Source organism: Saccharopolyspora soli, from assembly GCF_022678645.1.
GTDB lineage: Bacteria > Actinomycetota > Actinomycetes > Mycobacteriales > Pseudonocardiaceae > Saccharopolyspora > Saccharopolyspora soli.
Genome location: NZ_JALBWV010000042.1, coordinates 19,045 through 43,093, shown reverse-complemented (window position 1 = coordinate 43,093; position 24,049 = coordinate 19,045). Strand labels below are relative to the sequence as shown.

Annotated in this window: 21 protein-coding genes; 11 read left to right on the top strand and 10 right to left on the bottom strand. The window is 67.2% G+C overall.

The features are described 5' to 3' along the window. Positions 1-38: 38 nt before the first annotated feature. From MOQ72_RS27825 to MOQ72_RS27815, 3 genes are all read right to left on the bottom strand, one after another. Positions 39-1,235: a YncE family protein gene (locus tag MOQ72_RS27825; protein WP_242188639.1), complete on the bottom strand. Its 1,197-nt coding sequence runs from the start codon at positions 1,233-1,235 to the stop codon at positions 39-41. Between the two features lie 120 nt (positions 1,236-1,355). Further along, the gene (locus tag MOQ72_RS27820) at positions 1,356-2,804 is read right to left on the bottom strand and encodes an alpha-amylase (RefSeq protein WP_242188637.1); all 1,449 of its coding nucleotides are present in this window, start codon (positions 2,802-2,804) and stop codon (positions 1,356-1,358) included. Positions 2,805-2,952: 148 nt separating this feature from the next. Further along, positions 2,953-4,317 carry an FAD-binding oxidoreductase gene (locus MOQ72_RS27815; RefSeq protein ID WP_242188635.1) on the bottom strand — a complete coding sequence of 455 codons (1,365 nt, stop codon included), beginning with the start codon at positions 4,315-4,317 and terminating at the stop codon, positions 2,953-2,955. A gap of 113 nt (positions 4,318-4,430) precedes the next feature. Between MOQ72_RS27815 and MOQ72_RS27810 the strand changes: the two genes are divergently transcribed. After that, positions 4,431-4,658 carry an RNA-binding S4 domain-containing protein gene (locus MOQ72_RS27810; protein ID WP_242188634.1) on the top strand — a complete coding sequence of 76 codons (228 nt, stop codon included), beginning with the start codon at positions 4,431-4,433 and terminating at the stop codon, positions 4,656-4,658. A 59-nt stretch (positions 4,659-4,717) separates the two neighbouring features. Here MOQ72_RS27810 and MOQ72_RS27805 read toward each other — a convergent pair whose 3' ends face one another. Then, the gene (locus MOQ72_RS27805; protein ID WP_242188633.1) at positions 4,718-5,083 is read right to left on the bottom strand and encodes a HesB/IscA family protein; all 366 of its coding nucleotides are present in this window, start codon (positions 5,081-5,083) and stop codon (positions 4,718-4,720) included. Positions 5,084-5,312: 229 nt separating this feature from the next. Between MOQ72_RS27805 and MOQ72_RS27800 the strand changes: the two genes are divergently transcribed. Beyond that, positions 5,313-5,951: a DUF3043 domain-containing protein gene (locus tag MOQ72_RS27800; RefSeq protein WP_242188632.1), complete on the top strand. Its 639-nt coding sequence runs from the start codon at positions 5,313-5,315 to the stop codon at positions 5,949-5,951. A gap of 440 nt (positions 5,952-6,391) precedes the next feature. Here the strand turns inward: MOQ72_RS27800 and MOQ72_RS27795 are convergent, their stop codons facing one another. Then, entirely contained in the window at positions 6,392-9,274 is a 2,883-nt protein-coding gene (locus MOQ72_RS27795) for an AfsR/SARP family transcriptional regulator (RefSeq protein ID WP_242188631.1), read from the bottom strand. Positions 9,275-9,636: 362 nt separating this feature from the next. Here MOQ72_RS27795 and MOQ72_RS27790 point away from each other — a divergent pair, with 362 nt between their 5' ends. Then, positions 9,637-10,911, top strand: coding sequence for a nucleotide sugar dehydrogenase (locus MOQ72_RS27790; RefSeq protein WP_242188630.1), 1,275 nt, complete (start codon positions 9,637-9,639; stop codon positions 10,909-10,911). After that, entirely contained in the window at positions 10,908-11,321 is a 414-nt protein-coding gene (locus MOQ72_RS27785) for a hypothetical protein (RefSeq protein ID WP_242188629.1), read from the top strand. Before MOQ72_RS27790 ends, MOQ72_RS27785 begins: the two co-directional genes overlap by 4 nt. Here the strand turns inward: MOQ72_RS27785 and MOQ72_RS27780 are convergent. Continuing rightward, positions 11,261-13,039, bottom strand: coding sequence for a tetratricopeptide repeat protein (locus MOQ72_RS27780; RefSeq protein ID WP_504981083.1), 1,779 nt, complete (start codon positions 13,037-13,039; stop codon positions 11,261-11,263). The two genes, MOQ72_RS27785 and MOQ72_RS27780, sit on opposite strands and share 61 nt — an antisense overlap. Positions 13,040-13,730: 691 nt before the next feature. On the opposite strand from MOQ72_RS27780, the gene cobU reads away from it, so the two are divergent. Genes cobU through MOQ72_RS27765 form a run of 3 tightly spaced genes read left to right on the top strand, consistent with a single transcriptional unit; the run spans position 13,731 to position 16,118 of the window. Then, the gene (gene cobU, locus MOQ72_RS27775; RefSeq protein WP_242188694.1) at positions 13,731-14,273 is read left to right on the top strand and encodes a bifunctional adenosylcobinamide kinase/adenosylcobinamide-phosphate guanylyltransferase; all 543 of its coding nucleotides are present in this window, start codon (positions 13,731-13,733) and stop codon (positions 14,271-14,273) included. A 19-nt stretch (positions 14,274-14,292) separates the two neighbouring features. Continuing rightward, positions 14,293-15,387 carry a nicotinate-nucleotide--dimethylbenzimidazole phosphoribosyltransferase gene (gene cobT, locus MOQ72_RS27770; protein ID WP_242188627.1) on the top strand — a complete coding sequence of 365 codons (1,095 nt, stop codon included), beginning with the start codon at positions 14,293-14,295 and terminating at the stop codon, positions 15,385-15,387. Positions 15,388-15,389: 2 nt separating this feature from the next. After that, complete coding sequence (locus MOQ72_RS27765; RefSeq protein WP_242188692.1) at positions 15,390-16,118, top strand: adenosylcobinamide-GDP ribazoletransferase; 729 nt, start codon at positions 15,390-15,392, stop codon at positions 16,116-16,118. Between the two features lie 79 nt (positions 16,119-16,197). Here the strand turns inward: MOQ72_RS27765 and MOQ72_RS27760 are convergent, their stop codons facing one another. Then, positions 16,198-17,301: a branched-chain amino acid aminotransferase gene (locus MOQ72_RS27760; RefSeq protein ID WP_242188626.1), complete on the bottom strand. Its 1,104-nt coding sequence runs from the start codon at positions 17,299-17,301 to the stop codon at positions 16,198-16,200. 154 nt (positions 17,302-17,455) lie between these two features. Here MOQ72_RS27760 and MOQ72_RS27755 point away from each other — a divergent pair, with 154 nt between their 5' ends. Beyond that, positions 17,456-17,752, top strand: a complete 297-nt coding sequence (locus tag MOQ72_RS27755) for a hypothetical protein (RefSeq protein ID WP_242188625.1) — start codon at positions 17,456-17,458, stop codon at positions 17,750-17,752. Positions 17,753-17,778: 26 nt separating this feature from the next. Here MOQ72_RS27755 and MOQ72_RS27750 read toward each other — a convergent pair whose 3' ends face one another. Further along, positions 17,779-18,456, bottom strand: coding sequence for a ribonuclease FAU-1 family protein (locus MOQ72_RS27750; RefSeq protein WP_242188624.1), 678 nt, complete (start codon positions 18,454-18,456; stop codon positions 17,779-17,781). A 9-nt stretch (positions 18,457-18,465) separates the two neighbouring features. Next, entirely contained in the window at positions 18,466-19,713 is a 1,248-nt protein-coding gene (locus tag MOQ72_RS27745; protein WP_242188623.1) for an APC family permease, read from the bottom strand. Between the two features lie 214 nt (positions 19,714-19,927). Here MOQ72_RS27745 and MOQ72_RS27740 point away from each other — a divergent pair, with 214 nt between their 5' ends. Both MOQ72_RS27740 and MOQ72_RS27735 read left to right on the top strand, forming a co-directional pair. Continuing rightward, positions 19,928-21,421: a leucyl aminopeptidase gene (locus tag MOQ72_RS27740; RefSeq protein WP_242188622.1), complete on the top strand. Its 1,494-nt coding sequence runs from the start codon at positions 19,928-19,930 to the stop codon at positions 21,419-21,421. Positions 21,422-21,516: 95 nt separating this feature from the next. Then, positions 21,517-22,017, top strand: a complete 501-nt coding sequence (locus tag MOQ72_RS27735; protein WP_242188621.1) for an OsmC family protein — start codon at positions 21,517-21,519, stop codon at positions 22,015-22,017. A 30-nt stretch (positions 22,018-22,047) separates the two neighbouring features. On the opposite strand, the gene MOQ72_RS27730 is transcribed toward MOQ72_RS27735, so the two are convergent. Continuing rightward, a complete protein-coding gene (locus MOQ72_RS27730) occupies positions 22,048-22,392 on the bottom strand; it encodes an oxidoreductase (protein WP_242188620.1) in 345 nt (114 codons plus the stop codon). 245 nt (positions 22,393-22,637) lie between these two features. Here MOQ72_RS27730 and lpdA point away from each other — a divergent pair, with 245 nt between their 5' ends. Next, complete coding sequence (lpdA, locus tag MOQ72_RS27725; protein WP_242188619.1) at positions 22,638-24,008, top strand: dihydrolipoyl dehydrogenase; 1,371 nt, start codon at positions 22,638-22,640, stop codon at positions 24,006-24,008. Positions 24,009-24,049: the final 41 nt, after the last annotated feature.

The window sequence follows — 24,049 nt, the reverse complement described above, 5'->3', positions numbered from 1 at the left end:
GAAGGTGCCCTTCACCTGGACACGATCGTGTGCCGCCGCTACTTCAGTACATCCGTTGGGACGGCGTAGCCGCGGACTCGTTGCGGGTGGTCTCCGACGGGGACGCGGGCGAGTTCGCGCCGGCCAGCGAAGTCCACTATGGACACATCGTCACTGTCGCTGTTGGACAGCATGCAGTACTGGCGGTTGGGGGTGGTAGCGGCCCAGTAGGGCTTCTTGCCGGTCGGTACCAGGGCGTCGGTCGTCAGGCCGGGCAGCGAGATGATGGCCGCGTAGTCCGAGACCGTTCCGGCGTCGCAGAGCTTGGTGTTGTCGCCGTTGATGGCCAACCCGTGGTGCGCCGAGTCCAGCGGGTACTCGTCGCGCCGCAGCTTCTTCGCCTCCTCGGACAACGGCAAGTGCACGGTGCGCGTGATCCGCTTCTCCGCCAGGTCGTATTCGATGAACCCGTGGTGGAAGGAGAGTTGCGCGTACATCGTCCGCCCGTCGGGCAGCACCAGGAACGGCCGGATCCCCACGCCGAAGTCGATCACATCGGTCACCGCCATGCTGGCGGTGTCCACGATGGTCAGCCACCGGTTCCCCTTGAGCCCGTCCAGGGCTGGCTCGTCGGGCATGATCACCCGGCCGATGGTGGCGTTGTACAGCGTCCGGCCGTCCGCGGAATACCGGTTCTCGTGCGGGAAATCCCCGGTCGGGAAGCTGGCCACGACGCTCCCGGTGGCCGGATCGAGCACGTCGACCACGTTCGCCGTGGTCGCCGAAACGGCGAGCCGGGAACCGTCCGGCGACAGCGCCATGTGATCGGAGCGGTAGCCGCTGACCTCGGTGCGCCAAACCTGGCGACCGGTACCGATCTCGAAGGCCGACACGTCCCCGAGGCTCGGCCGCGAGACGTACACGGTGCGGCCATCGGGCGCCACCGCGATGTCGTCGACGAGTTGGTCGTGCCCCTCCCCCGCGGTGTTGCGGATGACCAGCATCGCGGCGTGCTCATCCGGGGTCATCTCGGCGAGCCGCTGCGCCAGGTCCGGCACGACGTCGATCCGCTGGTACTTGCCGAAGTGCTCGGCGTCGAGCAGATCGACGGTGCCGTCCCAGTTGTTGCCGACGAACATCACATCCCGGCGCACCTCGGCAACCGCCGAACCAGCCGGGACGACACCCAGCGCGACCAGCACCGCAGCACCGATCGCGCCGAGTCTGGAAAGCCTTCTGCCGCGCGGAGTCCGCATCCGAACCGCCCTTCTGCCGCAAGCGGGATCAATCAGGTCTACCCAGCAAAACGAACGTGAGGCAGATTCAGATATGGGTGTCCCGGAAAAGCAGCCGAACAGACCCACGAGTCCCGACGATCAGCCGAGCTTCGCGCCCGCGTGCAGCGCCACACCGGAGTTGGCCGCAACAGTCGCGGTGAACGTGCCGTCCGCGCCGACGTCCACGGTCTGACCGGTGCACGTGCCGTCCGAGATCTCGCCGGTCATCACGTTGCAGTAGGTCCCGGCGGGCAACGACGTCTGGAAGGTCCGGGACAGCTCGCCGCCTTCCCGGTTGATCACGACGAACCCGGCGGTACCACGGCCGAACGCGATCTGACCGTTGCCGTTGTCCCACCAGTTGTTGAGCTCGGCGCCCTGCACCGCACCGTGGAATCCGGCCATCCCGGCGATGATGGTGCGCCGCTGTTCGCACACCCACGCCGAGTTGTCGCAGCTGGCCGCCTGGGTCGTCCCGTCGGCGTCGGCGGGCGGACCGGCATCGGAGTTGTCGAAGGCGAAGCTGGAGATCAGCTGCGGAGTTCCGTACGGGTAGGCGAGCTCGAACGCGACAGCCAGGTCGTAGGTGACGCCGTCCTTGTAGGTCAGGATCGGCGAGCTGCGCTGCGTGTCGTGGTTGTCGATGAACACCACGGCCTGCTCGCTCGGCAACGACATCTGGCCGGGCAGATTCGCCAGCCCGGCAAGGGAACCGTTCTTGAACGCGTTGGCGACCGTGCCGTAGTAGCCGAACTCGGTGACGTCACCGTTGCCGGTGTACTCGCCCGCGGTCGTCGTCCCGTCTGCGATCACCTCCTGGAAGACGTAGGGCCGCTGCCCGGTTCCGGGCACGTTCTGCAACGCCCCGAAGATCGCGCCGACGTCCTCCGGCGGCATGTGCTTGACGCCGTCCACCCGGAAGCCGGACACCCCGAGGCCCACCAGGTCGTTGAGGTAGGCGATCTCGGTGTTGCGCACGTATTCGGATTCGGTCGCGAGGTCCGCCAGCCCGACGAGCTCGCAGTTGCGCACTTCCCACTTGTCGTTGTAGTTGCTGATGTCCCGGCGGCAACCGTGGAAGTCGGCGTCCGAGTAGACGCCCGGGTAGTTGTACTTCTCATAGGTCGAACCGCCGCTACCCGGCCCGTTGCCAGCCGAGCCGGTGCCGCTCATGTGGTTGACCACCGCGTCGGCGTAGATCTGCACCCCGGCGGCGTTGCAGGTCCGCACCATCGCGGCGAACTGCTCTCGGTTGCCCCGTCGGCTCTGCAGCTGGTAGCTCACCGGTTGGTAGTCCTGGTACCAGGGGTAGCCCGCACCAGCGAGCACCACGTGCTCCTGCGGCGGCGACACCTGGATCGCGCCAAAACCCTTGGGACCGAGGAAGTTCGTGCATTCCTGCGCGATGGAATCCCAGGGCCACTGGAACATCTGGATGATCGGTCCGCGCACCGGGGCGGTGGCGGGCGCCGCCTGCGTGCCCATCGCGGTGGGCACCAGGGCCGAGCCGACGAGCGCTGCGGCGAGCGCCAGAAACGGTAATCGCATGACAACCTCCTCTGCGCTGAGCGGGTCGCCTACGATCACATTTTCTTGCAGTTGTTAAGTCAATACGCCATCTGAACCAGGTATGAGCTGCCCAAATTTCTGCAAATTATTGCAACAAAACCCGTCTCGTCCACATCGGACGAACAGGCTAGTCCTCGGCCGGGAGCACGTTGTGCCAGCGGTGGAAGACGTTGCGCGGGTCGTACTCCGCCTTGAGCCGGGCCAGTCGGCGGTAGTTCTGTTCGCCGAACCCGGCGACAACGCGGCTCTGCCCCTCATCACCGATGAAGTTCAGGTAGACCGCGCCGGTGGTGTAGGGCCGGAGGTCGTCGCGCAGCGCGTGCGCCCAGTCGCGGGCCCGCACGTCGTCGGCCGGGTCGTCCCACAGCCCGAAGGGGTGCACCACCCACGGCGTGGACCGATTGGCCATCGGCCACCGGCCGTCCGAGCGCGCAACCGCACCGCCCCACGGGAACAGCACGTGCTGCGACGGCGAGGGCACCGGCATGTCGGCCGCGCGGTCGCAGAACAAGTCGACCGCTGGATCGGGCAGTTCCCGCAGGTACTCGGCCGACCAGTAGTTCCGGTAGCCCGGCGGGTCGTCGAGCATGCACTGCAGCTCGGCGTACGGCAGCTCCGCGATCAGGCTGCCCGCCGGTCGCAACGCCAGCAACGGCTCGATGAAGCCGCGCAGTTCGGTCTCCGGGCCGGTGCAGGTCACCAGGATCGCGCAGGACAGCGACCCGACCAGCGACTCCGGCACGAAGTCCTCGGGTGGCGCGGTCACGAAGAGCGCGCCACCGCCGAAGTCGCCCGGCGCGTCGGTCATGACATCCCGGTAAGCCCGCACCACCGGCGGTCCGTCCTCGGCTGGCCAGAACATCAAGGCCGCGGAGAACACCGGCAGTTCGTGCAGCCGGAAGGTGAACGAGGTGGCGATCCCGAAGTTGCCTCCGCCGCCGTGCAGCCCCCAGAACAACTCGGGATTCACCACATCACTGGCGACCACTCGACGGCCGTCCGCGGTGACCAGCTCGACCGCCAGCAGGTTGTCGCAGGCCAGTCCGAACTTCCGCTCCAACCAACCGGAGCCCCCGCCGAGCGTGAACCCGGCGACCCCGGTCGTGGACACCCGGCCCCCGGTGGTGGCGAGTCCGTGGGTTTGCGTCGCCCGATCCACGTCGCGCCAGAGCGCTCCACCCCCGACCGTCGCGGTCCGCGCTCCGGGCTCCACCGACACCGAGTTCATCGCCCGCATGTCGATCACCAGGCCCCCGTCGACCGTGCTCGCGCCGGACACGCTGTGGCCACCGCTGCGCACCGCGACCTCGACGGAGTTCTGCTGCACGAAGGTCAACGCGGCCGCCACGTCGGCAGCATCCACGCACTGCGCGATCATCCGGGGTCGCGCCCGAATGGCCCCGTTGAACAGGCCACGCGCCTGCTCGTAGCCCGCATCGTCGGGCCGGAGAACCGAACCCGTCATCCGCAGCCCATCGACCGTACCCGTCATCGCACTCGCCTCCGCGCCGACGCTAAGTCGCGGACGCCGGGACCGGACAGAGAACTTCGGCCCACCCGGGTGCGGTTCGTCATCGAGCCGGACGGACGGCGGACAATGTCGCCATGCGCGAAGTGGAGATCCGGGACGACATGATCCGCCTAGGCCAACTGCTGAAGCTGGCGGGCCTGGTCGAACACGGAGCAGACGCGAAGGCGCTGCTGGAAGAAGGCCGGGTCGAGGTAAACGGAGCGGTGGAAACCCGGCGAGGCAAACAACTAACCCCAGGAGACGAGATAACCCTGGGCAACGAAACAGTCCGAGTGGTGGGACTCCCCCACGACCGCGCCTGAGCAGCAACAAGGCCGGTGCCCGTAGAGCACCGGCCGGATGCCAGATCGGCGTTGCGCCGTCAGTGGAACGAGTCGCCGCAGGCGCAGGAGCCGCCCGCGTTCGGGTTGTCGATGGTGAAGCCCTGCTTCTCGATGGAGTCGACGAAGTCGATCACCGCGCCCTGCAGGTAGGGAGCGCTCATCCGGTCGACGACCACGCCGAGGCCCTCGAAGTCCCGTCGGGCGTCGCCGTCGAGGGTGCGCTCGTCGAAGAAGAGCTGGTAGCGCAGGCCCGCACAACCACCGGGCTGGACGGCGATGCGCAGGTGCATGTCGTCACGGCCCTCCTGGTCCAGCAGGGCCTTGGCCTTGTGGGCCGCCGCGTCGGTCAACGTGACACCGTGGACGGGCGCCTCGCTCTCGGTCGTGGTGTTCGGGGCGGTCATGGACTCTCCCTAGGGGTCTCGCTCTTCCGATTCCGGCGTGAGGTGCAACCACCGCCGGAGCCGGGCTATTCCCCCCGAGCGCCGCCCAGGGGGACGTCTGTCCTGTCTCCTGCAGTCCATGGTGGCACAGTTGCGCGCCGAGCTGGTGTGATGTGCCCTCCGGTGTCGGATCCAGCATTGCTGTCCGGTCTGGTGCAGGCCTTACCAGGGCGTCGAATACCCTGGAGGAGTGAGGTTCCTTCGCCGTAGCAGCGCTGAGCAGACCGCCACCACCGAGTCCGACACCGAGACTGGTCCGTCTGCGGCGGAGCATGCCACCAGTCGCACGCCCAAGAAGGGCAAGCCGACCCCGAAGCGGCGGGAGGCCGAGGGCAAGCGGCGCGGTCCCGTGCCGCCACCGCCGAAGACGCAGCGGGAGGCGATCAAACGGGCCCGCGGCAACAAGGATGAGCGCCGACAGGCGGCGAAGGAACGTCGCGAGCGGATGATGCAGGGCGACGACCGCTACCTGATGCCCCGCGACAAGGGCCCGGTGCGCGCCTACGTGCGCGACCTGGTTGACACCCGACGGCACCTGATGGGCCTGTTCATGCCGCTGGTGCTGATCGTGTTCGCCACCACGCTGGCGCAGAACCTGGTGGTCCAGCAGTACGCGACGCTGGCGTGCATGGTGCTGCTGGTGATGATGGTCGTGGAGGGCAGCCTGCTCGGCCGGTACGTGAACAAGCGGGTACGCGCGAAGTTCCCGGACGCCAAGGACCGCCCGTTCTCGCTGGGCTGGTACGCCTTCACCCGAGCCATGCAGATCCGCAAACTGCGAGTCCCCCGCCCCCGCTACACCCCCAAGGACATCGCCAAACTCGGCTGAGCAGTGACTTTTCGTCACTTTCCCGCAGATTGGTGATCGGCGGTTCATACCGCCGGTCACCAATCCGAACTACAGCCCGATTTCTGCTGCTAAAAGGGATTGGCCGGGCAAGCCAATGGCTTGCCCGGCCAATCCCTTTTAGTGCTGGCAGATCAGGCCTGAGCGCCTGGCATCAAGGAATAGATACCAACCCACGCGGGCGCGAGAGCGACAACTGCAACAGCGACAAGTCGGGCGGCGGCGGGACGCAAAAGGATGACACTCCTCATAGTGAATGAACCGCATCTTGATCGGTTCTTGTTGCCGACACCCTAGACCATAGCTGATCTTGCCATACGTTCGGGGTCCCCTATCGTGTTCAAGCACAAGAATGCTTGCACACAGTAGCCAACTAAGAGTTATCCCGACTTCGCGAAAAGTATTCGCGTCGAGGTCAGCCGTCAGGCCACCTGCGCGTCGAGGTCGTTTCGGATATCGCGAGCCCGTGCACGTCCCTCCTGCGCGGCCTCCGTTCTGCCCATCCCCTCAAGGCTCAACGCAACCAGGTCCCACGCGGCCGCTTCTTCTAGGGCATTGGAAAGGCGCTGATGGCAAGCCACCGTCTGCCGTCCGTATCGCACGGCTTCCGCGTACCGGTTCGAGTTGAGCGCGATCTCCGCGATCAATCCGGTAGCCACAGCGGAAGCTTGGACGTCGTGGGCAGCCTCAGTGACAGCCAACGCCCGATGGGCATAGGAACGAGCAGATTCAGGATCTCCATTGGCGTGATAGATCAACGCCAATTCCGCAAGAGCGTCCCCATAGCCCGACGAGTCGTTGACGGCGCTCTCATAAAGCCATATGGCATCCCTGCAGTTTGCGAGAGCTTTGCGATACCGCCCTTGCAAGCGAAGCACTTCTGCTATACGGCGCAACGTACCAGCCTTGCGGTAAGGTTCGTCATCTTTCGCAACGCTACGCAAGGCCGAGCTATAAATTTCGAGGGCCGCTTCGAGGTTTCCTTCCTTCATCTCACAGGAAGCCAGGTTGTGTTGACTACTATGCAAACCGAACAATTCGCCAATAGATGCAAAATGGCCCGCCGCTGCCCCCAAATAATGACGAGCACCACTCGTATTACCAACCAGCAACTTACATAGTCCGAGGTTATTCAACGATCCCGCAACTCCAAGGAGATCACCTTCTTCCCGTGCCGCCTCCAGCGCAATGTTAAGCATTTCCTCCGCCTCGGCGAAGAAGCCTTGCAGGCGCATGATTTCCCAGGCACCGTTTCCCATTCTCCAACAGTGTCCGTTCAACCGTTGAATATGAGCGTCCGCAGCTGCTGCGACCAACTCGTGACGCCGACGACCGCACCATTCCATGGCATCTTCGTAATCAGCGAACGAATGAGGGCGCACGTCGATATTAAAGCCCTCCATCGGAAGGGACTGGCGACTGGGAAAGATCACTCTCGCAGCGGCGTGGATGGTCCAAAGGAACCAGTCTGCCAACCGCCGTGTCGCTGCGATTGCCGTGGCGTCGTCCTCGTTCGTGAGCTCCGCCGCGTAGTCGTGTATCAAATCGTGCAGGCGGTATCGCGAGCCATCTATTCGATCAACCAGGTGCAGGGCTACCAGGACATCGAGGGCGTCGCGGACCACATCCGGCGACCAGTCGGTCAGAGCCGCCGCCGCGCCCAGTTCCAGCACGCTGCCGGGATAGCGGCCGATCAGCCGGAGCAGCAGCTGCTTGTCGGGTTCGAGTGCCCGGTACGAACAATTGAGCACCGCCTCAACCGTCGCACCTTCATCATCCGCACCACCGAGCTTCAGCAGGACGCGCCGGTCTTGGAGCTCTTCGACCAGACTGATCAGCGACTGCAGCGGACGAGTCGCGGCGTGTTGAGAAACGATGCGGACCAGCAGCGGGATCCCTTCGCACAGCGCCACCAGCTTCTCGGCCGCGCGCGGTTCAACCAGGAACCGCGAGTTGAGCGCGGAATGAAACCAGCCGAACACCTCGGACCAACCCAGTGCAGGGACCTCGATGTGGTGTGCGCCGTTACGAACCACCAGGCCGTCGAGGTGCTTGCGGCTCGTGACCACGACGAGGCATCCCGACAGCACCTCCAAGAGCGGGCGGACCTGGACCGAGTCGCGAGCGTTGTCCAGGACGACCAGCGTTCGTTGCCGTTCGATCCGCTGGCGCAGCCGGATGGTGCGCAGCGTCGAACTGGGGATCCGGTCGGCAGCGACTCCCAGCTGCGTAAGCAGTGCCGCCACGGCTTCGCCGACCCCCAGCGGTGCGTTGCGCGAGTAGCCCTGCAAATCGACGAAGAGCACTTTATCCACGACCGTTTCGACGGCTTGGTGCGCCCATTCCACGACCAACGTGGTCTTCCCGATCCCTGCCGGTCCATCGATCGCGACCACGCCGGTCGACCGCTCCTGGGCGAGCCCAGTGAGTTCGTTGAGCAGGTCCGCCCGGCCGCGGAAATCCCACACCGGAGGCGGCAGCAGCCCCGTGGCGAGCTGTTCTGGCTCCTCTCCTTGCTCGTCTTCGTCCAGATCGAGCAGCGCGGGTCGACGCGACGACCGCGTTTGGGTGAGCTCTTCGTGCACCTCGCGCACCGAGTCCGGTGCCTGGCTTCCTGTCTGATCGCGGAAGTCCTTCCAGTACGACAGGAAGTACGGCGTGATGTCGCCATGTCTGCCGAGGCCGTGGAGCGCTCGCATCCGCAGTGTCGCCAACCGCGGATCCCATGCATGACGCTCCGCCAGCGGGCCCTCCAGCTCTGACAGGACGTCCTCGTACTGCTCCAGTGCCAGTTGACATTCCATCCGCGAGCAGCGCGCGGCCAGCACTTCTTGCACGAGTTGCAGACGCCAGCGGTCGGCTCGTTGGCTGTCCAGATCTACCAGCGGAACCCCTCGCCACAGATCGATGGCATCGTCGAGCAGGGTCAGCGCATCCTGGTAGGCACCCTCATCGATGGCTGCGGCTGCGGTCTTCCGAGAGCTCCGGAGGTAGTGGTAGTCGACGAGGTCGCGATCCACGTCGACCCAGTACATGGCCTGCTTTCCATGCACGAGATCGGGAAATCCCCGATCGTTGAGGCTCGTTCTCACCTTGCTGACCAGCGACCGCAAATTCGGCAACCGACCCGCGACGGTGTCCGCGTCCCACAACCATGTGGCGAGTTCGTCGGCCGAAAGCCTGGTGCCCGTGTTCACGAGCAGCACACCCAGCAGGCCGCGTTCCTGCCGCTTCCCCCAGCGGTCGTCGAACTCTTCGTTGATCCGTACGCTGGTGGGCCCCAGAACCTTGAAGAGGACGTTCACCAGCACCCCCTCGGCTGGCACTCCCGAAACCGTCGAGTCTTCAATTATTCCGTGGATGAATCGCTGGTCATACGGCCAACGAGCTGAATCGCACCAGGTCCGGTCGTCTCCCTGGCAAGCGAACGGCAACAAAACGGCAACGGACTGCCAATACGAGGTCCAACACCGCCGCCGCCGCGAGCCCCGAACAGCGATGCCGAAACATCAAGATCGAACAGGGCGGGAAATGCCAGCGCGGAAATCAGCGGGCCGCGTTTCCGTCAACCGAACGACAACGTCGGCGCCGCAGTCTTGCTCCGCATCCAGCCGCCGAACACGAGGTTCGCGCCGGAGCGCCCCGGCGGTTGGTCAGAGGAGATGTCATGGACCGGACAGATGTCGTGGTCGTGGGCCTCGGCTTCGTCGGCCTACCGCTGGCGGCTGCCGCGGCCCGCGCCGGTTTTCGCGTGTGCGGAGTAGACGCCGCGTCCGACCGGTTGGCGCGGATCGAGCAGTCCGGCGCTGGCCTCGTCACGAAGGCGGAGTTGCAGGCTCTGGTCGGGGCCGGCCGACTTGAGTTCCGCGGACGCCGCGAACTCCCCGGCGCTGACGTGTACTGCCTGAGCGTGCCGACGCCCGCGAAGCCGAACGGGCGGATCGACATGTCGTACTTGCAAGGGGCAGCGGAATCGGTTGGGAAGTCCCTCGGGCGCGGTGCGTTGGTGCTCGTGCACAGCACATGCGCACCGGAGTCCCTTGAACGGCAGCTCATTCCGACGCTCGCGAGAAAATCGCGGCTGTTGCCGGGACTCGACTTCCACGTCGCGCACGCCCCGGAACGGATCGATCCGGCAAAGCGAACCCCGGCTGGTGGGCTCCCGCGGATCGTCGCGGGCCTCACCCCGCAGTGCACCAAGTCCGCCATGGCCTTCTTGCGCACCATGTTCGACCAGGTGATCGCGGTGAGCAGCATTCGCACCGCGGAATTCGTGAAGACCTTCGAGAACACGTTCCGCCTGGTCAACATCTCCTTGGCGAACGAACTCGCCGACGTTTGCCGCAACCACGACGTCGACCCGGTCGAAGTCATCGAGGCTGCAGCTACCAAACCGTACGGGTTTCTGCCGCACCGCCCGGGGATCGGCGCGGGTGGGGGGTGCATTCCGGTCGTGACCGAGTTCTTCCGCGCCACCGCTCGGCAACGCGGGATCGTCCCGCCGGTCGTCGAAGCGGCCCTTGCCATCAACGCCGCGATGCCCGGTCGAACCGTGGAACTAATCCGCGATCAACTGGCCAAGTCGTGGAAGATCTCCTTGCGCCGCTGCCGAGTGCTCGTCATCGGTGTCACTTACAAGGCCGACGTGGCCGACGTGCGGAACTCCTGTGCCGTGCAGGTCGTCGAGCAACTCGCTGCAGAAGCGGCTGAGGTGGCCTACTACGATCCCTGCGTCGCTCAGCTACGCCTGGGACGCGGAAGTGTCTTGCGATCGACGCCCCGCCTCAGCACCGATGGGTTCGATTTGGCGGTCATCCTCACAAAGCATTCCACTGTGGACCACGAACTGCTGCGCGCGAGCGGTTTGCCGGTGCTCGACTGCTCACCAGGGGTACCGGTGCCCTGGGGAGACGGCGGCTCAGCAAAGAAGACAGCAACATGACTGAATCGGCCTTCGCTGGCACCGGGAAGTCTGCGGTCAGCTGTCCAGCGCCCGGTGTGGAACGGCGCAGCCTCGTCACTCGCTCGGGCGGGGCTGCGGTGGACGAGTTCCTCCTCGTCTGGTTCGAACACGCGCCGGGGCCCTGGTGCGAGCTCGCCGATGTGTTGGTACTCGCCGAGCAGACCGAGGAGTCGGCCATCCACCAAGCCGCCGCCGTGCTGCGCCGCTTCCCGGGGTGCTTGGCAGTCCTGACCCCAGTTGAGGATCGATACCTCGCGCACACGCGTGAGTTCGGAACACTCGCATTTCCGACCTCGATGTCTGTTGGGCGATGTGCGGAACTCGCTCATCACGGGATGCTGTCCGGCGACACCTCGGACAACTCGTCCGGAAGCTCGACCAAGCGCTGACGTAGCGACTCGGCATGCGGCCCCCCGATCCGCTCGTAGAGTTCGCATGCCTGCCACAGGCAATTCCGTGCAGCGGTCAGCTCTCCCGCGCGTTCATGAGCAGTGCCCAAGGCCACGAGCAACTCGGCGACGTAGAACTCGGAACCGATCTCCCGCATGACCGCCAATGCGTCGCGAAGCGAGGTCACGGCGGCCGCTGGCTTTCCCGCCGCAGCGTATGTCTCTCCGAGGAAGGTAGACACACGGGCCGCGCCACCGGGATCAGGCAACGAGATCATCAGCTCCACCGAGCGGGAGAGCTCGCTGATCGCCGCCTCGTGCTGCCCCATGGCCGCGAAAGTTTCGCCGATGCGGCGCAGCCGCAGCGCCGCCCCGCGCAGGTCGTCGAGCTGTTGATCGAGTTCGAGCGCTTGCCGGAACCGCTCAAGCGCCTCGCTGAAGCGGCCACGTTGTTTGGCGAGGATCCCCAACCTGGACGTCGCGGTGGCCTGGCTGGGCAGGTCACCTGCTTGCTCGGCCAGCCGCATGGCGCCGGTCAGCTGCACCTCTCCCTCATCGAAGCGGTGCAGGTTCAGCAACGCTTGACCGAGCTGCCCGCGAAGCCGGGACTCGGCGCGGATGTGCTGTTCCGTTTCTGCTGCCTGCACGGCGAGTTCCGTCGTCAGCAGCCAGTCCCGGTAGTGCTTTCGGTAGAGGAACAGGCTCCAGATGGCCTCGCCGAACTGCCACACCAGATCCGACCATTCTCGCTGCGCTGCTTCTTGCTGTGCGAGCACGAGGTTGGCACGCTCCAACTCCAACCAGTCCAGTGCCCCACCAGCAGTGGAAAACGGCAGATCCGGCAACGTCTTTCGATTCGAGAGATACCAGCGGCCCGGAGTGATCAGCCGGTCCGCTCCGAACGAACAATCCAGGTACCAGGACACCATTCGTCGTACTGCCGCTGTTCGTTCCACGTCCGTCATGTCCGACTCCGCCCGCTCGCGGGCGTGCAGACGCAGCAAATCGTGGAATCGGAACCTGTTTTCGTCCACTTCGTTCAGCAAATTCGCTTCGACGAGTGCTTCGAGCAGGTCCGATGTCTCAGCTGACGTCCGACCGACCGCAGCGGCAGCAACCTCCGGGCCGAACGTCGTGCCGGGATGCTCAGCGAGTACCCGGTACAACTCGGCCTGCTCACGGGTGAGCTTTCGGTAGGACAGATCGAAGACGGCATGCACAGACACATCACCACGCAAGGCCAGGGACGGCAGTCGCCGCCGTTCATCCTCCAAGTCCGCGGCGATCCGCTGCAGAGACCACTTGCGGTGCACCGACAACCGCGCGGCCGCCACGACCAGCGCCACCGGCAACCCCGCGCATAAGTCGGCCATCCGCTCCGCAGCCGCCCGCTCACGCTCGACCCGCTCCGGCCCTAGGACGTTTCGCAGCAGTTCAAGGGACTCCGCCTGCTGCAACGGGGGAACGTCCAGGAAATGCGCGCCCTGCAAACCCAGTCCGGACAGTCGGTAGCGGCTGGTCACCACCACTAGTGAGGAACCGCTCACCGGCAGCAAAGACCGTACCTGAGCAGCGGAGACAGCATCGTCGAGAAACACCGCGAGCCGCTTCCCGGAAGTCACCTCGCGGTACAGCGAGTGCAGGCGATCCAGGTCAGTCGGGATGACCTCCGGCGCGACTCCGAATGCCCGGAGGAAGGTCTCCAAGACCTGGGACACCGAAACCGGCTCTCGCAATGAGAACGCACCGAGATCGGCATAAAGTGCGCCATCCGGATAGTCTTGTTGGCAAGTCTGCAACCATTGCGCGACCAATGCGCTCTTTCCCACGCCACCAACTCCACCCAACACGACGAGAGCGGACCCGACGGAACTGTTGGCGACAATTTCTTGAAATTTTCGCGTTTCCGGAACACGTTCGGAGAAGAAGCGCGGTGGCTGAGGCAACATGCAGGGAACCAAACCCGAATCGATTCTGTGCGCTGCTGGGAAATGCAGGTGCATCCCGCCGTGCACGATGCCCGCTTGGACGGAGTTCCCCACCACCGTCCCCGCCACCTCATTCGTGATGGGCGGATCGGAATTCGCCTTGAGCCTCTGGTAACTCATGCCCCACCCACGAGCTCCATGCCATGATCCGAAATCATCCAAGTGTGCCACAAGATCGCGTTGGACAGCGCGAGCTCCAACCGGTTGGCGCAAAGCAAAACTCACGGCCGCGACATTTAAGACCCGGACCGACTAAGCCCCGCACCTACGTCTGGAGTAATGAAAACCCGCGCAAGCACCAGTGGCGCGCATTGACCACGTGCTGCGGCGATTCTGATCACATCAGGGGTGTTGATTCCTTTCGTCCCGGCTGGTCGTGGGTAGCGTCGCTGCGGCGTTGGTCGGTTGGTGGCGGAGGTTTTTGGTGCGCACTCTTGTGCTCGGTGGGGCTCGGTCCGGGAAATCCGCTCATGCCGAACGATTGGTTCCTGAGTCCGACCCCGTCACCTATCTCGCTACCGGTCGGCGTGATCCTGGCGACCGCGAGTGGGCCGAGCGGATCGCCGCTCACGTCTCTCGGCGGCCGGATAGCTGGCGCACCGTGGAAGCCGGGGACGCCGACTCGCTGCGGCGGGTGCTAGGCGATGCCGGTTCCGACGCGACGGTGCTGGTGGACGACCTGGCGACCTGGTTGACCGGGGTACTCGACGACGCCGGGGCTTGGGATCGCGATCCGGTCGCCCTCGACGAGGTCGCCGGGCATTGCGCCGGGCTGGTCGACGCCGTGGTCGGGTGCGCGGCGCGGTTGGTGATCGTCTCCGCTGAGGTCGGCCTCGGGGTCGTGCCGAGCACCCCGTCTGGAAGGCTGTTCCGGGACGAACTCGGCTCGCTGAACGCCCGGCTCGCCGACGTGTGCGACGAGGTCGTCCTGCTCGTCGCCGGACAGCCACTCCGGCTGCGCTGAACCGACACGGAGGTTTCGCTTGTCCACCGACCAGAACGAGTCCGGTCCCATCGAGTTCCCGGCGGTACCGGCGCCCGACGAGCAGGCCCGGCGGCAGGCGGTCGCCCGGCAGGAGCAGCTGACCAAGCCAGCCGGTTCGCTGGGGCGGCTGGAGGAACTCGGGGTCTGGGTCGCGGCCCGGCAGAGCAACTGCCCGCCGCGGCCGTTCGCCCGCCCGCGGGTGATCGTCTTCGCCGGGGATCACGGCATCGCGGCGCACGGTGTGTCGGCCTATCCCAGCGAAGTGACCGGCCAGATGGTCGGCAACTTCCTCAGCGGCGGCGCGGCGGTGAACGTGCTGGCCGCGAGCGCGGGCGCCACGGTGCGCGTGGTGGACATGGCCGTCAACACCGATACGCCGCCGGTGGTCAGCGCGCACAAGGTGCGGCGCGGGTCGGGCGTGATCGACCGGGAGGACGCCCTCACCGCCGCCGAGGCGGACGCCGCGATCCGCGCCGGGCGCACCATCGCCGACGAAGAGGTGGACTCCGGCGCCGACCTGCTTATCGCCGGTGACATGGGCATCGGCAACACCACCCCGGCCGCGGTGCTGATCGCCGCGCTCACCGGGACCGAGCCGGTGGCGGTCGTCGGCCGCGGCACCGGCATCGACGACAACGCCTGGATGCGCAAGACCGCCGCGATCCGGGATGCGCTGCGCCGCGCGCGCAAGGTGCTCAACGATCCAGTGGCCCTGCTGCGGACCTCGGCTGGGGCCGACATCGCCGCGCTGACCGGATTCCTCGCGCAAGCGGCGGTGCGCCGCACCCCCGTCCTGCTGGACGGGGTCGTGGTGGGTGCGGCGGCGCTGGTCGCCGAGGAACTCGCACCCGGCGCGCGGCAGTGGTGGCTGGCCGGGCACCGCTCCGCCGAGCCGGGTGGACCGCTGGTGCTCGACCACCTCGACCTGGTCCCAGTCCTCGACCTGCAAATGCGACTCGGCGAGGGTTCCGGGGCGTTGACCGCGCTGCCGGTGGTCAACGCCGCGGTGCGGGTGCTCGGCGAGATGGCCACCTTCGCCGAAGCCGGTGTCGTCAGCCGCACCGAAACCGAGGCGACCGGCCCGACGCCGTGACGTTGGACGGGCTGCGCCTGGCTGTGTCGTGGCTGAGCGTGCTACCGGTGTCCGCGCAACGCGTCGATGACCGCACCTGCCGCCAGGCGATCTCGTTCGCTCCCCTGGTCGGCGCGTTGGTCGGCGTGGTCGGTGCTGCTGCGCTGTGGTTGCTGACCGCGCTCGGAGCTCCCGCGCTGCTGGGCGGGCTGCTCACGGTCGCGGTGTTGGTGCTGGTCACGCGGGGCATGCACGTCGACGGTCTGGCGGACACAGTGGACGGTTTGGGCTGCTACGGACCGCCGGAGCGCGCTTTGCGCGTGATGCGCGACGGCGCGGCCGGGCCGTTCGCGGTGGTCGCGCTGATCCTCGTGCTCGGCGCGCAAGCGGCGAGCCTCGCCGCACTCGTGAACGCGCCGCTCACGGTCGTGCTCGCGTGCGCGGTGGGGCGCGCGGGTTTCGTGCTGTGCTGCCGCACCGGAATCCCCGCCGCACGGCCGGAAGGCATGGGGGCGCTGGTCGCGGGCAGCCAACCCAGCTGGCTGGTCGCCGCTTGGTGGCTGGTGCTGTTCGCGGTGTCCGCACTCGGTTTCGGCTGGCACGCGGCGCTCGCGGTCGCCCTCGCGGCTGTCCTGCTCGCCGCGCTCACCTGGCACGTCCAACGCCGGTTCGGCGGCATCACCGGCGACGTCCTCGGCGCGGCTTCCGAACTCGCCACCACCATCGTGCTGGCGGGCGCCGCCATGGCCTGACCACCCGTTCAGGGAGACGGTGAGGGGCACCCGTGACCAAGTAACTGGGTCACGGGTGCCCCTCACCCCGCGAAAACCATCAGCTCAGCGTGGTCATCCAGTGGTGGGTGTCGGTGCCCGTGCCGTGCTGGATGCCGGTGAGGCGCTCGCGCAGCTTCATCGTCACCTCGCCCGGCTGCCCGTCGGCGATGGCGAACTCGCCGTCGCGGTGCTTCACGTGACCGACCGGGGTGATCACCGCAGCGGTACCGCAGGCGAAGACCTCGGTGAGCTCACCGGTGGTGGCCTTCTTCTCCCACTCCTCGACGGTGATCCGCCGCTCCTCCACCTGCATGCCGAGCTCCCTGCCCAGCTCCAGCAGCGACGAGCGGGTCACGCCGGGCAGCAGGCTGCCGCTGAGCGCGGGGGTCACCAGGCGGGCGTCCGAACCGGAGCCGAACACGAAGAACAGGTTCATGCCGCCCATTTCCTCGACCACGTGCCGCTCGCAGGCGTCCAGCCAAACGACCTGGTCACAGCCCTGCTCCACGGCCTCGGCCTGCGCGGCGAACGACGCGGCGTAGTTGCCCGCGAACTTCGCCGCGCCGGTGCCGCCCGGTGCGGCGCGGACGTATTCGTGGCTCAACCACACCGTGACCGGCTTGACGCCGCTGGCGAAGTACGAACCGCACGGCGAGGCGATCAGCGCGTACAGGTAGGCGTTGGACGGGTGGTTGACCCCGAGGCCGATCTGGGTGGCGATCATGAACGGTCGCAGGTACAGCGCGCTTTCCTCAGCGGTCGGCACCCATGCCCCATCGACGGCGATCAGCTCCCGCAAGGACGCGAGGAACAGTTCCTCGGGAAGCTGGGCCATCGCGATCCGCTGCGCCGAACGCTGGAACCGCCGCGCGTTCTCGTCCGGCCGGAACGCCGCGATCGAACCGTCGGGCTGGTGGTACGCCTTGAGACCTTCGAAGATCGCCTGCGCGTAGTGCAGGACCGAGGTCGCCGGGTCGAGCTCCAACGAGTGGTAGGGCTCGACGGCGGCATCGTGCCAACCGCGTTCCTCGGTCCACTTGATGGTCACCATGTGGTCGGTGAAGTACCGTCCGAATCCCGGATCCGCCAATACTTCCGCGCGGCGCTCATCGCTGGCCGGTTGCGGGTTCGGGATCCGGGTGAAAGACAGCGCTCCAGTCATGGCCGTACCGTATCGCGCGCTTTGGAGCAGTGGAAACCGGATCACCATAAGTTGGGCGTCCAAGTATCCGGCATCCGCTTACTGCCCGCTGAAGGACCGCAACCGATCGTGATGCAGGCGCTGGAACCGGGCGATTCGGCCCTATGATGTGACCATGACGCATGCCCAGAACACGCCAGTCCCGGTCGGGCCCACCACGACGTCGCAGGACGCACTGGCCGCCACCCTGGCGGCGTTGCTGCCGTTGGGCGGCGGCCTGCTGATCATGCTCGGCTACCTGTGGATCGGTGTCTTCGGCGCGATCCTCGGCGCGGCCGGTGCGGTGGGATGGGCGTTCTGGTGGCGCAACAAGCACAAGGCGTTCTTCCCCGCGGATCTGCGCGGGGGCTCGGTTGGTGGCATCGGCGCCCTCGTCGCCGTCATCGCAGTGCTGCTGTTCATCTCCATCTGAGGGCCGCCTTCAAAGCGGTTGCACCGCTACGGCGCGGTCAGCAGTCCCTCCGGGAGGGACGGCAGCGCCCACTTGGGATCCGGTCGGGCGTCGCAGTAGGTGCCGTCGAACGGGAACAGCCCCGCCTCGGCCAGCTCGATCATGCGTTCACCCTCGGCCTGCAACCGGCTCAGGTGACGATCGCCGAACCGGCCAGCGGCCAGCGCATCGGCCACTTCGTGCTCGTCCTTCCAGGACCAGCACCCGTCCGGGAACACCTCGACGTCGAGCACCCCGTCCACGCGGCGGACGCCGGTCGCGTCGCGCCCCAACGGCACTTCCAGGTTCACGTACCAATTCCGGAAGGTGCCGTCGGGTTCGAAGAACCACCACACCGACGCCCAACGGTGCTCGAACACCAGGCGCAGCGTCGAGGTGCCGCGCCAGGTCGACCTGGCGGGCACCCGCGGTCCGTTGAAGCGTTCGGAAAGCGGCATCTGGCGCGGCGATCGGCCATCCGGTGACGTGGTGATCCGGATCGGTGTGCCGTCCAGGACCCAGCACAGCAGTTGGTCACCGTCGTCCTCGACGACCCGTGCCGGATGGACGGTGCCGAGCGAGCCGTCCAACCGCCAGAAGCTGTAGAGCACTTCCTCGCCGGGCACCCAGTTCAGCGATTCGCCAGTGGATTTCAGGGATATGTTGCCGACACTCGGTTTGAGCATGACCCCGCCTTAACTCCAGTGACGGGACAGCCCTCCCGTCACCAAAGGACCGATAACAACGACTGCAAGCGTCGCAAGCATCGCAGAAATCGGCATGCTCATCGCCAGAACAACCGACACCCCCATGCCCAGGCATGCCGCGCGCATCGGCCAGGTGCGGTCGTCGGCCAACAGCAGACGCGCCGCGGCGTTCGCGAAGGCGGAGTGCACGAGCAGGCAACATGCCGCGAAAGCCATCGCCGCAACGGGCTCGACCAGCAGTGCGACCGCCACCGCGGCGACACCGGCGGTCACATCCAACAGGTAAGGCGTCCCGGCGCCGCTGGTGCGCCCGAGAGCGCGCGGCAGGTCACGATCGCGCACCAGCGCCAACGCCGTCGACCGGAACGACTCCAAGGCGCCGAGCAGCACCGGCAACAGCGCCACTGCCGCGCCAACACCGACCAACGGCGCGAGATCGGACGCCGCGGCGGCGGTCAGGACGTCCCGGATGGGGGTCGGCGACAACGCCAGCCGCGACCAACCGAGTTGGTGTACCAACGCCGCCGTCACCGCCGCGAGCACCGCGGTGACCGCGATGAGCGAGGTCACCGTGCCGCGCCGCATCGCCGACCAGGTGAACCGGTCCTGCTCGGCGCCGGGCGCGGTCAACCGCTCGAAGCCGAGGTAGGCGAAGAACAGCACACCTGCCGCGCCGGTGATGCCCACCGCGCTGTCGGCCAGCGGCCGTCCGGCTGGCATTGGCGGTACCGGGTCGATCGCGAAGCACGTGACCACCACGAGTGCCAGCACCGCGACGGTCAACGCGAGCCAGATCCACGCGGCGCCTCCCCTGATCCGCAGCCCGATCGTCGCCGAGAGCACGACCAGCAGGATCGCCGCCGCCGCGACCTGCGGCGCGGCCGCAGGCAGCAAGAACTCGCCCAGTACTCGGGCGATCGCGGCCATCGCCGCGATCTGTCCGGCCAGATACGCACTGGCGCCGACGCGCGAGGGCAACAGGCCCATCCGGGCCCGGACGCACGCGTAGGTCGGGCCTGGACCGCGGTAGGCCACGGACTGGTGCGCGCTCGCCGACGCGGCGCACGCGGCGGCCAGCAGCGCCAACAGCAGTCCGAACGGCAGCCACGGACCTGCCGCCGCTGCTGCGGGGGCCGGGCCGACGAACACGCCCACGCCGAGCATCCCGCCGAGCGCGAGCGGAATCGCGCCGGTTCCGGATGCGAGCTGGCCGCTCGATTCCACCTGTTGGGCCACGCGACCACCCTTACAGACGAATGTCGACACGTGCAGCCGCCTGTCGGCTGACACCTGGCGACCGGCGTCCACCCCAGTCAGGTTAACGACGCGTGGTGTGCGCACCGCCACGCCTTACCGACGTCCTGGTCGGTTTGCCGACGCCGGGCGTTCTAGAGTGCGAAGAGCTTTGCTGACACCGCAGCCTTCATGCCGTGACCCGGAGGATGACCACGTGACGACCCCGAAACTCGCCCTGACCAACACCACGGTGGCCAAGCTGACCGTGGACGCGCTGGTGGTCGGAACCGTTCAAGGCAGCGACGGCCTGCAACTCGCGCCCGGCGCTGATCAGGTCGCGGCCGCGTTCGACGGTGACTTGGCGAAGGTGCTCACCTCGCTGGGTGCGACCGGCAAAGCGGATGAGGTCGTCAAGCTGCCCGCCAACGGCAAGCTGCGCGCCGACGTCCTGGTGGCCGTCGGGCTGGGCAAGCCCGCGTCAGATGGCGGTGTGTCCGGCGAGGCGGTGCGCCGGGCGTCCGGGGCGGCTGCCCGCGCGTTGAACGGCGTCACGCACGCCGCGACCACGCTGTCGACCGTGGAACTGTCGGCGGCCGTGCAGGGCACCGTGATGGGGGCTTACGCGTTCACCGCGTACAAGTCGCAGTCCGACAACGCACCGGTGTCCGAAGTGGACTTCCTGGTCGCGGACGGCAAGGCCGACGCGAACTCGCACGCGTTGAAGGGCGCCGCGGCGATCGGCGAGGCGGTCAACACCGCCCGCGACCTGATCAACACCCCACCGAACGACCTGTACCCGGCCTCCTTCGCCGAGCGCGCCGCCGAACTCGCGCGCGCCGCGGGCCTGGAGGTCGAAGTGCTCGACGAGAACGCGCTGCGCAAGCAGGGCTTCGGCGGCATCCTCGGCGTCGGCGCCGGCTCGTCGCGGCCGCCGCGGCTGGTCCGGTTGCGGCACAAGGGCCCGAAGGCGGCCAAGAAGGTCGCGCTGATCGGCAAGGGCATCACCTTCGACACCGGCGGCATCTCGCTCAAGCCCGGCGCGAACATGGAGGAGATGACCTCGGACATGTCCGGGGCCGCCGGGGTGATCGCCACCATGGTGCTGGCCGCCCGGCTCAACTACCCGCTGGAGATCACCGCGACCGTTCCGATGGCCGAGAACATGCCGTCGGGCACCGCCTACCGCCCCGGCGACGTGCTGACCATGTACGGCGGCAAGACCGTCGAGGTGCTCAACACCGACGCCGAGGGGCGGCTGATCCTGGTCGACGCCATCACGCGCGCCTGCGAGGACGAGCCGGACTACCTGATCGAGACCTCCACGCTCACCGGGGCGCAGGTGGTGGCGCTGGGCAAGCGCACCCCCGGCGTGATGGGCAGCGACGAGTTCCGCGACCGCGTGGCGCGGCTGTCGCAGGCCGTCGGCGAGGGCGGCTGGCCGATGCCGCTGCCCGAGGAACTGCGCGGCGACCTGGACTCCAAGCTCGCCGACCTGGCCAACATCACCGGCCACCGCTGGGGCGGGATGCTGGCGGCGGGCATCTTCATCCAGGAATTCGTGGCCGACAGCGTGCAGTGGGCGCACCTGGACATCGCCGGTCCGGCGTACAACTCGAACTCGCCGTGGGGCTACACGCCCAAGGGCGGCACCGGCGTCCCGGTGCGCACCATGGCGGCGGTGCTGGCCGACATCGCCGACCAGGGCTGATCGCTGCGCATTCGTACTCCGCCGCGGTGACGTAGTTGTGATCTGAAACTCAAATGGATCGCCACGGCCCCGCGGCGGAGTGCCACGATGGGTCGATGACCGAAACGACACCGGACGCGTCCACCGCGGTCCGGCACGGCTATCGGGTCGACGTGGTGTGGACCGGCAACACCGGGCAGGGCACCACCTCGTACCGCAGCTACGAACGCACCCACGAGGTGCGCGCGGCTGGCAAGGACGCCATCGACGCTTCCGCGGACCCGGTCTTCCTGGGCGACGCCGACCGCTACAACCCGGAAGAGCTGCTGGTCGCATCGCTGTCGCAGTGCCACATGCTCTGGTTCCTGCACCTGGCCGCGGACTGCGGCGTGGTGGTCACCGGCTACCACGACCAGGCGCGCGGGATCCTCGCGGAGAACCCGGACGGCTCCGGGCAGTTCGAAGCGGTTGAACTGGCGCCCGAAGTCACGGTGGCGGACCGGGCCAGCGTCGACGTGGCCGAAGCGCTGCACGAGCGGGCCCACGAACTGTGCTACATCGCCAAGTCGGTGACCTTCCCGGTGAACTGCACACCGACGACGCGCATCGCCAACTGAGACCACCCGAACTTCGCGCGGAATCGCCAGCTAGTTGTCGGCCGCTCGGCGGGACCGGTCGCGGAGGATGCGCTGCCGGGCCTGGTAGTCCCGCATCCGCTGCGGATAGCCGACCTTGGACACCTCGTACAGCGGAATGCCGATCTTGCGGGTCAGCCGGTGCGCCGCCGCGGGCCCGTCCACCCGTCGCCGGGTCCACTCGCCGTCGTGCGCGATGAGCATCAGCGTCGTCTCGGTCACCGTGGTGCGCGGCTCCAGGTAGCCCTCCACGCCCTGGCGCCGCGCGGACCAGTTGATCAGGTGCTCGGCATCAGCTGAACTCGCACCGCGCAACACACCGGAACGCCGTCCCCGGAACCTATCGAACAGGCCCACCGCACTCGCCTCCCGTCGTGGGGGATGGAAACAGCAGCCGTGCGTTCGATGATGCCACCGCCGATATGGGGTGGGCGTGAAAAACGATCTCCGGCCGCTGTGACGCACGACAGGTGCAGCACAGATCACCCAGCCCACGTCGCATCGGCGCGTCGTGTGGTGACAAGATGGCTCTCAGGTGCCCCGTGACCTCTAAGTCCGATGACACCGTCAGCGAGTCAACGTTGCCTGTCGAGGAGTGCGAAGTGACCGACACGTCCGCCGATCTGGTCATTCTCGGCGGCGGTTCGGGCGGCTACGCCTGCGCCTTCCGCGCGGCCGAGCTCGGCCTGTCCGTCGTCCTTATCGAAAAGGACAAGCTCGGTGGGACCTGCCTGCACCGAGGCTGCATTCCGACCAAGGCGCTGTTGCACGCCGCGGAGGTCGCGGACTCCGCCCGCGATGCCGACCAGTTCGGCGTGCGCGCGGCACTGGAAGGCATCGACATCGACGGGGTCAACAAGTACAAGGACGACATCGTCGCCGGTCTCCACAAGGGGCTGCAGGGTCTGGCCAAGGCCCACAAGATCACCCTGGTCGAAGGCGCCGGGACGCTGGTGGACGGCAAGACCGTCGAGGTGGGCGGCACCCGTTACACCGGCAAGAACGTGGTGCTGGCCACCGGCTCCTACTCCAAGACGCTGCCCGGTCTGGAACTGGGCGGCAAGATCATCGCCAGCGAGCAGGCGTTGAACCTCGACTTCGTACCGGAGAAGGTCGTGGTGCTCGGCGGCGGCGTGATCGGCGTCGAGTTCGCCAGCGTGTGGCGGTCCTTCGGCGCTGACGTGACCATCGTCGAAGCCCTCCCGCACCTGGTGCCCAACGAGGACGAGTTCGCCTCCAAACGCCTGGAGCGCGCCTTCCGCAAGCGCGGCATCAAGTTCAAGACCGGCGTGAAGTTCACCGGCGCGCAACAGACCGAAACCGGTGTGTCGGTGAGCTTGGAGAACGGCGAGAGCTACGACGCCGATGTGCTGCTCGTCGCGGTCGGGCGCGGCCCGAACACCGCGGGGCACGGTTTCGAGGCCGCTGGCGTGCAGTTGGACCGCGGCTTCGTGCGCACCGACGAGCGGCTGCGCACCAACCTGCCGGGCGTCTACGCCCTCGGCGACATCGTGCCCGGCCTGCAACTGGCGCACCGCGGTTTCCAGCAGGGCATCTTCATCGCCGAGGACGTCGCCGGGCTGAACCCGCAGCCGATCGACGAGGCGGGCATCCCGCGGGTGACCTACTGCCACCCCGAGGTCGCCTCGGTTGGCCTGACGGAGGCGGCGGCCAAGGAACAATACGGCTCGGTGGAGACGTTCACCTACGACCTCGCTGGCAACGGCAAGAGCCAGATCCTCAAGACCCAAGGCGCGGTCAAGCTGGTCCGCGCCACCGACGGTCCGGTGGTCGGCCTGCACCTGGTCGGCGATCGCGTCGGTGAGCTCATCGGCGAGGCGCAGCTGATCTACAACTGGGAAGCGCTGCCGGAGGACGTGGCTCCGCTGGTGCACGCCCACCCCACCCAGACCGAAGCGCTGGGCGAGGCCCACCTCGCCTTGGCCGGCAAGCCGCTGCACGTGCACGGCTGACGTCGGCAACACAGTCAGCCAGCACCCCGCCACACCACGAG